Origin of the sequence: Brevundimonas bullata (genome assembly GCF_003350205.1) — a bacterium.
GTDB lineage: Bacteria > Pseudomonadota > Alphaproteobacteria > Caulobacterales > Caulobacteraceae > Brevundimonas > Brevundimonas bullata.
Genome location: NZ_QLLC01000003.1, coordinates 142,079 through 148,730 on the forward strand (window position 1 = coordinate 142,079; position 6,652 = coordinate 148,730).

Here is a 6,652-nt window from a genome sequence, read left to right on the forward strand (position 1 = left end):
CAAGGCGTGTCGGTCGAGGGCTCGCGAGGCTGTCATCGCTTGGTGGTTGCAGGGGCGGGCGGCGGGAGCTACCACCATGTTCCAAGGGGCGGACGACACGCCTGCCCCGTCAACCGCATTCGGGGGGATTGAGGGACGCCAAAGCCTTGATTTCACAGGCCGCTCCCCGTGCTATGACGTCTCCCGCACTCATGAATCACACCGAATCCGTCGCATCGACGCCTTCAGAGGCGCCCTCCGCCGCCCAGGCGACGCCGACGCTCGGCGCGATTATCCTCGCTCGACACGGCGAACCGGCCCTGTCGCGCAAATGTCTGATCACCTCGGACGAATATCGCGACTGGTGGGGCCGCTACGAGGTCGGCGGTCTGCGCGCCGGTCAGACGCCGCCCCAGACCCTGCTGAGCGCCGCCGAGGGCGCGGGCGCCATCTACGCCTCATCCCGTCTTCGCGCTCAGGAAACGGCCCGCGCCGTGGCCCGCGACCGCGAGGTCCTGGTCGACGCCCTCTTCATCGAGGCGCCCCTGCCGCCGCCGCATTTCCCTTCGTGGATCAAGCTGTCGCCGCGCTATTGGGGCGTGATCTCGCGCTTCTGGTGGCACGTCTTCAACCACCACGAAGGCCAGGAAACCCGCGCCGAGGCCGAGGTCCGCGCCGATCAGGCCGCCCGCATCCTGATCGCCCGCGCGAGCGAAGGTCAGGACGTCCTGGTCCTGGCCCACGGCTACTTCAACCACATGGTCGGCCAGAAGCTGAAGCTCCACGGCTGGCGTCTGGCCGAGAACCAGGGCTTCAAATACTGGTCCCAGCGTCGCTTCGAGAAGCGCTGAGCCCCAAAGGGGCGGGTGCGGCGCCTTTCGTCGTTGATGCGCCGCGCGGGCGTCTCTAGGTTGCCCGCATCATGACCGACGCCCCCGCTTCCCCCGCCGTTTCCGCCGATCTCAGCTTCGAGGACGCCCTGTCGCGTCTGGAGGGCATCGTCTCGCGCCTGGAATCGGGCCAGGCCCCGCTGGAAGAATCCATCGCCCTGTACGAAGAGGGCGCGCGCCTCAAGGCCCACTGCGAGGCCCGGCTAAAAGCTGCCCAACTGCGCGTCGAGAAGATCGTCGTCGGCGCCGACGGCCAGGCCAAGGGCGTCGAACCCGCCGAGTTCGGCTGACGGCGCCGCTGTGACCCTGCTCGCCGCCAACTCCCCGGAACAGGCCGTCATCGACCGGGTGGGCGAGATCGCCGATCTGGTCACGGTCGCCCTCGACGAACTGCTGCCCCGCGCCGACGGCCCCGAATCGCGCCTGACCGAGGCCATGCGCTACGCCGCTCTCGGCCCGGGTAAGCGCCTGCGCCCCTTCTTCGCCATCGAGGCGGGCCGGATGCTGCAAGTGGACGAGCAGGCCGTTCTGCGCGCCGCCTGCGCCCTGGAATGCGTCCACGCCTATTCCCTGGTGCACGACGATCTGCCGGCCATGGACGACGACAAGGTGCGGCGCGGCCGTCCGACCCTGCACATCGCCTATGATGAAGCGACCGCCATCCTGGCCGGCGACGCCCTGCAAACCGCCGCCTTCGACATCATCCTGGACGAAGACACCCACGACGACGCAGGCGTACGCTGCGAGCTGGCCCGCCGCCTGTCATTTGCGTCGGGCGCGCGCGGCATGGCGGGCGGTCAGATGATCGACCTGCTGGGCGTCCGCGACGACCTGGGCGGCGTCGCCCGGATGCAGCGGTTGAAGACCGGCGCCCTGTTCGCCTACGCCTTCGAGATCCCGCTGATCATCTCGCGCGGCGGCGAAGACGCCTGGCACGCCCTGACCAGTTTCGCCCACGACCTGGGCCTGGCCTATCAGATCATCGACGATGTTCTGGACGCGGAAGGCTCGGCCGAAGAGATGGGCAAGGCCGCCGGCGGCAAGGACGCGGCGCTGGGCAAGACCAATTTCGTCACCCTGCTGGGCGTCGACGCGGCGCGTCACAGGGTCGCGCACTTGGCCGATCAGGCCCGCTCCCACCTTGACCTGTTCGGCCACGAGGCCGAAATCCTCAAGGCCAGCGTGGATTTTGTGCTCAAGCGCAGGTCCTGACGGGCATGACGTGGAACACGTCGATTGCGGCGCGTATCCTCAGGGTCAATCACGGTGGTGAACACGGCGCTATCTGCATATACAGCGCTCAGATCGTGGCGGCGCGTTTTCGTGCCCCAGACCTTCTGCCTTTTCTGAACGAAGCTCTGGTCCACGAGCGCAGTCATCGAGCGCGATTTCGCAGCCTGATGCCTTCGCGTCAGGGCAAGCCCTGTCGAATGATGTGGATATGGGCGGTTGGCGGCGCCGGGCTCGGCTTGATCTCGGGCGCGCTCGGACGCGAAGCCATTCTAGCCTGCACAGAGGCTGTCGAGCGAACGGTTCATCGACATCTCGATGACCAAATTCGGTGGTCCTCATTGCGAGATGAAGAGCTTTGCAGCGCTATCGAAGGCATCCAGATCGAGGAGCAGGAGCATATTCGTTATGCGGCGACTCATCGCAGCGGCCATGGCTTTGCTTGGCTCGAAAGCACCATCGGCCATGCGACCGAAACGTTGACTTGGCTGTCCACACGAGGCGATTCAACGCGGCTTGCCCGGCAACTGGCCACCGACGCCGTCGTTTAACAGCTTGCGTCATGCCCATGGCGACGACATGGACACTCGCTTGAATGCCGATCCCGGACTAGATGTCTCTGATGCCTGATACTCCCGTTCTCGACACCGTCACCGTTCCCGCCGACATGCGCGGGTTCGATATCGCGCGGCTGAAGCAGTTGGCCGACGATGTGCGGACCGAGACCATCGACGCCGTCTCCGTCACCGGAGGCCATCTGGGCTCGGCGCTCGGCGTGGTCGAGCTGACGGTCGCGCTGCACCATGTGTTTGAGACGCCGAAGGACATCCTGATCTGGGACGTCGGCCATCAGTGCTATCCGCACAAGATTCTGACCGGGCGTCGCGACCGCATCCGCACCCTGCGTCAGGGCGGCGGCCTGTCGGGCTTCACCAAGCGGGCCGAGAGCGAATACGACCCCTTCGGCGCGGCCCACGCCTCGACCTCGATTTCGGCGGCCTTGGGCTTCGCCGCCGCCCGCGACGCCAAGGGCGAGAAGAACCGCGTCGTGGCCGTCATCGGCGACGGTTCGATGTCAGCGGGCATGGCCTATGAGGCGATGAACAACGCCGCCGAGGCCACCAGCGGCCAGCTGATGGTGGTGCTGAACGACAACGACATGTCGATCGCCCCGCCCGTCGGCGGCATGAGCGCCTATCTGGCCAAGCAGGTCTCGGGCGGCGCCTATCAGAACATCCGAAAGGTCGGGAAGAAGTTCGTCGACCACATGCCGCGCCCCTTCCGCGACGCGGCGCGCAAGGCCGAGGAATACGCCCGCGGCATGATCGTCGGCGGCACCTTCTTCGAGGAGCTGGGCTTCTACTACATCGGGCCGATCGACGGTCACGACATGGAGAATCTGGTCCCCATCCTGAAAAACGCCGCCGCCATCACCGACCGTCCGGTGCTGGTCCACGTCGTGACGCAAAAGGGCAAGGGCTACGCCCCGGCCGAGGACAGCGCCGACAAATACCACGGCGTGGTCAAGTTCGACGTGGTCTCGGGCAAGCAGGCCAAGGCCGTCTCCAACGCGCCCAGCTACACCAAGGTCTTCGGCACTGAGCTGATCAAGCACGCCCTGACCGACCCCAGCATCGTGGCCATCACCGCAGCCATGCCCACCGGCACGGGACTGGACCTGTTCGGTCAGGCCTTCCCCGACCGCACCTTCGACGTCGGCATCGCCGAGCAGCACGCCGTCACCTTCGCCGCCGGTCTGGCCGCCGACGGGATGAAGCCGGTCTGCGCCATCTATTCGACCTTCCTTCAGCGCGGCTATGACCAGGTCGTCCACGACGTGGCGATCCAGTCCCTGCCGGTGCGCTTCGCCATGGACAGGGCCGGTCTGGTCGGCGCCGACGGCGCGACCCACGCCGGCAGTTTCGATATCGGCTTCATGGGGGCTCTGCCCGGCATGGTGCTGATGGCCGCCGCCGACGAGGCGGAACTGGCCGCCATGATCTCGACCTCCCTGGCCATCGACGACCGCCCCTCGGCGTTCAGGTATCCGCGCGGCGACGGCGTCGGCGTCGAGATTCCCGAACTGGCCGCCCCGCTGGAGATCGGCAAGGGCCGCATCGTCCGCGAAGGCACGTCGGTCGCCATCCTGTCGCTGGGCACCCGCCTGCAAGAATCGCTGAAAGCCGCCGACCTGCTGGCCGCGCGCGGGGTCTCGGCCACCGTCGCCGACGCCCGCTTCGCCAAGCCCTTGGACGCCGACATGATCCTGCGTCTGGCGCGCGAGCATGAATGCCTGATCACGGTGGAAGAGGGCGCCATGGGCGGCTTCGGCGCCTTCGTCCTGCAACTGCTGGCCGAGAAGGGCGCGCTGGATTCGGGCCTCAAGATCCGCACCCTGACCCTGCCCGACGTCTTCCAGGATCAGGACAAGCCCGAGATCATGTACGCCCAGGCCGGCCTCGACGCCGACCACATCGCCGCCACCGCCCTGACCGCCCTCGGCGTCGACGCCAGCCGCGCCGTGCGGGCGTAACGCTCCAAGAATCATTCTCCCTCGTGGGAGAAGGTGGCAGTCCTCGGACTTGATCCGGGGGCTGACGGATGAGGGGTCTCCCTACGCGTTGAACTGAGGCCCGTGGCCGCCGTCGCGCGCCCCCCCATCCGAGCCCTTCGGGCCCACCTTCTCCCGCAAGGGGAGAAGGAAAGACGCTCCCCTCCCGCTCACCCCGGCGGACGCCGGGGTCCAGTCCTTTGGCTGCGAACGCCGCGCGTGAGGCTCTCACGGGGTCCCGGCGTCCGCCGGGATGAGCGGTGAAAAGCTAGAACCATCGCACCCCGCCCCGCCAATCCCTGAAAATCAGCGGAACTGGTCGCCGCCAGCCCCCATCTGCTCGCCCCGCCCTCAACCTGCCGCATCCTTCCCTCGTCCCGTCGCAAGGGGAGGGTGGCTGGCGCGCAGCGCCAGACGGGTGGGGGCGCTTCGGCGCATCACGCGCCGCGTCCGCATCACCACGCCCTCCCCATGAAGGGGAGGGAGAAACTGCGTCATTCCGCGACCCGTCGTCGCGCACGCAACTTTGACTGTTTCCAATCGGTTTCGTCCCGGTAAAATGGCGATGAAAGCCTTGCCGTGGCGGCGTCTCGCCCCCAGTTTGAGGTTTCCAGCCCCAGAAGAACCTTCACCGACGCAGGAGCGCCGATGCCGCATGCCGACAGCCTGATTATCACCCTGGTCGGAGGCTTCGTCCTCGCCTTCGTGTTCGGCATGTTGGCCAATCGGCTGAAGTTGTCGCCTCTGGTCGGTTATCTGGTGGCCGGGGTCATCGTCGGCCCCTACACGGGCGGGTTTGTCGCGGACACGGAACTGGCGCCGCAGCTGGCCGAGATCGGCGTCATCCTGCTGATGTTTGGGGTCGGGCTGCACTTCTCGGCGGCGGATCTGATGAAGGTGCGCAAGGTCGCCATCCCCGGCGCCCTGGTCCAGATCGGCGCCGCCACCGTGCTGGGCTGGGGCCTGGGCCGCTTCCTGCTGGGGCTCGGCGACGTGGAGGCCCTGCTGCTGGGCTTCTCGCTGTCGGTCGCCTCGACCGTGGTGCTGCTGCGGGCGCTGGAAGAACGCAAACAACTCAAGAGCGACGCCGGCCGCATCGCCATGGGCTGGCTGATCGTCGAGGACCTGGTCATCGTCGTCGCCCTGGTCATGCTGCCGCTGCTGATCATCGCGCCGGGCGAGGCCTTGAGCGGCGCCGAACTGGCCAAGTCCATCGGCTGGACCCTGATCAAGGTGGCGGGCTTCGTCAGCATCATGCTGGTCGTGGGCGCCAAGGTTCTGCCCTGGGTGCTGGTGCGCATCGCCCACACCAAGTCGCGCGAACTGTTCACCCTGGGCGTGCTGGCCATCGCCCTGGGGATCGCCTGGGTCGCCTACTACCTGTTCCACTCCTTCGCCCTCGGCGCCTTCCTGGCTGGTCTGGTGCTGAACAGCTCGCCCCTGGGCCACAACGCCGCCGAGCGGTCGCTGCCGTTGCGCGACGCCTTCGCCGTGCTCTTTTTTGTCTCTGTCGGGATGCTGTTCGACCCGACCATTCTGGTGCGCGAGCCTCTGGCGGTGCTCGGCGTGCTGGGCATCGTCATCATCGGCAAGTCGCTGGCGGCCCTGGCCATCACCACGGCCTTCAAGCTGGACCGGGCGACCAGCCTGACCGTCGCCGCCAGCCTGGCCCAGATCGGGGAGTTCTCCTTCATCCTGGCCGCCACCTCCGTGTCCCTGGGCGCCATGAGCCGGGAGACCCACGACCTGATCCTGGCTTCGGCCCTGCTGTCGATCTCGCTCAACCCCTTCGTCTTCGCCCTGATCGACCGGATCGGCGGGCGGGTCCCGCCGGCGGCGAAAAAGGTAGAGGTCGAACCCAAGGCGGCCCTGGCCGAGGTGATGTAATGAAAAGAGGCCCGATGATCGCTCACCGGGCCTCTTCCGCATCCGCGTCCTGACAGGGGGTGACGTGCCTCTGAGTTTTCATCCAGCGGCGACCAGAGTCCTTGGGTTAGTTACG

General features: G+C 67.1%; 6 protein-coding genes. All 6 read left to right on the forward strand.

The features are described 5' to 3' along the window. Window positions 1-191 precede the first annotated feature (191 nt). The 6 genes from DXK21_RS02535 (at window position 192) to DXK21_RS02560 (ending at window position 6,537) form a co-directional block, all read left to right on the forward strand. A complete protein-coding gene (locus DXK21_RS02535) occupies window positions 192-830 on the forward strand; it encodes a histidine phosphatase family protein (RefSeq protein WP_114816205.1) in 639 nt (212 codons plus the stop codon). A gap of 71 nt (window positions 831-901) precedes the next feature. Further along, window positions 902-1,159 (forward strand): exodeoxyribonuclease VII small subunit, encoded by a 258-nt coding sequence (locus DXK21_RS02540; protein ID WP_114816206.1) that lies wholly within the window; start codon window positions 902-904, stop codon window positions 1,157-1,159. 49 nt (window positions 1,160-1,208) lie between these two features. Continuing rightward, window positions 1,209-2,081: a polyprenyl synthetase family protein gene (locus DXK21_RS02545; RefSeq protein WP_114816226.1), complete on the forward strand. Its 873-nt coding sequence runs from the start codon at window positions 1,209-1,211 to the stop codon at window positions 2,079-2,081. A gap of 5 nt (window positions 2,082-2,086) precedes the next feature. Then, the gene (locus tag DXK21_RS02550; protein WP_114816207.1) at window positions 2,087-2,650 is read left to right on the forward strand and encodes a demethoxyubiquinone hydroxylase family protein; all 564 of its coding nucleotides are present in this window, start codon (window positions 2,087-2,089) and stop codon (window positions 2,648-2,650) included. A 71-nt stretch (window positions 2,651-2,721) separates the two neighbouring features. Next, entirely contained in the window at window positions 2,722-4,632 is a 1,911-nt protein-coding gene (gene dxs / locus DXK21_RS02555) for a 1-deoxy-D-xylulose-5-phosphate synthase (protein ID WP_162790560.1), read from the forward strand. Between the two features lie 666 nt (window positions 4,633-5,298). Further along, window positions 5,299-6,537, forward strand: a complete 1,239-nt coding sequence (locus tag DXK21_RS02560) for a cation:proton antiporter domain-containing protein (RefSeq protein ID WP_114816208.1) — start codon at window positions 5,299-5,301, stop codon at window positions 6,535-6,537. The last annotated feature ends 115 nt before the right edge of the window (window positions 6,538-6,652 follow it).